The organism is Gilliamella apis (genome assembly GCF_002142155.1).
In the GTDB taxonomy this organism is placed as follows: Bacteria; Pseudomonadota; Gammaproteobacteria; order Enterobacterales; family Orbaceae; genus Gilliamella; species Gilliamella apis.
This window is the reverse complement of sequence record NZ_NASD01000043.1, coordinates 1-1,959: the sequence shown is the minus strand read 5'-3', so window position 1 is coordinate 1,959 and position 1,959 is coordinate 1. Positions and strand designations below refer to the sequence as shown.

Annotated in this window: 3 protein-coding genes and 1 pseudogene; 1 reads left to right on the top strand and 3 read right to left on the bottom strand. The window is 25.5% G+C overall.

The window, feature by feature from the left end:
- Window positions 1-226 (top strand): annotated as a pseudogene (locus tag B6C84_RS11680) (AbiH family protein); the annotation flags it as partial.
- Window positions 227-274: 48 nt separating this feature from the next.
- Here B6C84_RS11680 and B6C84_RS11400 read toward each other — a convergent pair.
- The 3 genes from B6C84_RS11400 to B6C84_RS11390 form a co-directional block, all read right to left on the bottom strand.
- On the bottom strand, window positions 275-670 hold the full coding sequence (locus B6C84_RS11400; RefSeq protein ID WP_086319841.1) for a hypothetical protein: 396 nt from the start codon (window positions 668-670) through the stop codon (window positions 275-277).
- Between the two features lie 17 nt (window positions 671-687).
- Window positions 688-996 (bottom strand): hypothetical protein, encoded by a 309-nt coding sequence (locus B6C84_RS11395; protein WP_086319839.1) that lies wholly within the window; start codon window positions 994-996, stop codon window positions 688-690.
- A 97-nt stretch (window positions 997-1,093) separates the two neighbouring features.
- Window positions 1,094-1,414: a hypothetical protein gene (locus tag B6C84_RS11390; protein WP_086319837.1), complete on the bottom strand. Its 321-nt coding sequence runs from the start codon at window positions 1,412-1,414 to the stop codon at window positions 1,094-1,096.
- Window positions 1,415-1,959 lie beyond the last annotated feature (545 nt).

Below are 1,959 nucleotides of genomic sequence, written 5' to 3'. Positions count from 1 at the left end.
GTATCAAGTCTATATATGGGGACACTCTTGTGCGACCTCTGATCGTGTTTTACTTCAAACTATATTCGAACATAAAAACTGTATCAGTATTAAACCTTTTTATTATCAGGATGAAAATGGAATGGATAATTTTGATGATATATGTGCCAATATTAGTCGAAGTTTCAGTAATAAAAAGAAACTTCGAGATTTGGTAGTTAGTAAAGAATATTGTACAACTTTATAAGAAATGCATATTTAAACGGCATCAAAAATATTTGATGCCCTATTATTACTAAAAACTTAAAATATCAATTATGAAACCATTATTATATAACCCTTCATTTATCTCAAATTTAATTTGACTCTGTTCATTTGTTTGACCGTTAAAAACTAATTTAGCGGTACAAACTCTGTTTTCATCTTCCTTTCCTGAGGAAGAATTAACTTCTTTTAAATCAATAAATGACAGCAATCCTCTCATAACAAAAATATTTTCCCTTAATACTTTGTAATCAATATATCCTTTTTCTTCAGCAATCAATTTATTCTTAATTGCATCAAGGAATGCATCAAGTAATTTTGGCATAATTTCATTTGAGTTACATTCAGGTAATCTATTCTTGCTTTCACCTGCAATTGCTGTAAAAGATAACATAGAAACTACTATTACTATTAATAACTTTTTCATACATAACCTTATAATATTTAATTTTTGGGTTGAATACTGAAAATTGAATCTTTGATAAAAAATGAATAAATTGGTATTAACATAAGTAATAAAGTGTTTTTCACTGAAATTTCAAATGATTTAGTTTCGTTATCGTTGATATCAAAAAATATAATACTTTTGAAAAAATTTTTTCTAATTTCTAGTGAAATTCTTCCCTCTGTGACAGGTATCATTTTAGTTTCCTTACGTTTAATACGTTCAACTTCAACTCCATTTACATAAATTGAAAAAAATGTACCACCCCAATAAAATTGGGGTTTTCTAAAAATAACTAAATTTGGCATATTAATTACCTTCTAATTTTTCTAATCATTAATTTAATGCAATAATTTGGTTCATTACATTAAAAGTGTTTTAATTAAAATAAACGTATTGAATGTATTAAGAATTTTTCTTTCTGAAAATAAAGAATGCTATAAATGCTATGAGCATTAAAACAACATGAAAACCAACATAAGTCATATATAACCCCGTTCCATCTTCTCCAGAGTCATTCATATTAGATGCTGTTAATGCCAATGATGGTGAAAGGAATGCAGTACTAACTATATTAATTCCAAATGTAATACCTGAAATTGTGGACTGCTTACAAAATGTAATTAGTGCTAACACACTACATCCCATAGCAATAAATACTCCTATCACAGGAATAAAAATTGATATTACTGCAAATATTAATGCAATTATTGATAATGCTTTCATTTTTACCTCTACCTTATTAAGGTTAAATAATATTTAAAATTTATTGTTAATATATATAGATCATCTGATTCGCTTAAAAAGCAGCGACATAATAACAAAAAGAAAAATAAATTAATATGTTTAATCGATCAAAAATATGTATTTAATAGTTATCTCCTATCATAATTTAATTATTGATCGTTGTAGACGATCGATTAACCTTCGTATAGAAAAGAATTTTAAAATGATTGCTGGTGATAGTAATTAACTGATATCTATTATGATTTATGATCGGCAGGTTAAATTTGCGGAGGGATAATAAATAAAAATTTTTATATTTTATTTTAGATTGAACATTTGTTTAAATGTCGGCATAAATGCCGACATATTTATTTAAAAACAAAAAAAATAATCTTTACTCTCTTTCATATAAAAATCTTTAGTAACATAAGAACTTAAATTTTTAACGTCATTTATTTCCATTATATTAGTAGTTCCATCATTATATCTTTTACGCCAAAAGCGATTACATAAACTCTTAAAATATTCTTTATATTCATTTGTAA

Coding starts and splice junctions, on each gene's coding strand:
- B6C84_RS11400 (WP_086319841.1), bottom strand. CDS start 670: ATGAAAAAGTTATTAATAGTAATAGTAGTTTCTATGTTATCTTTTACA.
- B6C84_RS11395 (WP_086319839.1), bottom strand. CDS start 996: ATGCCAAATTTAGTTATTTTTAGAAAACCCCAATTTTATTGGGGTGGT.
- B6C84_RS11390 (WP_086319837.1), bottom strand. CDS start 1,414: ATGAAAGCATTATCAATAATTGCATTAATATTTGCAGTAATATCAATT.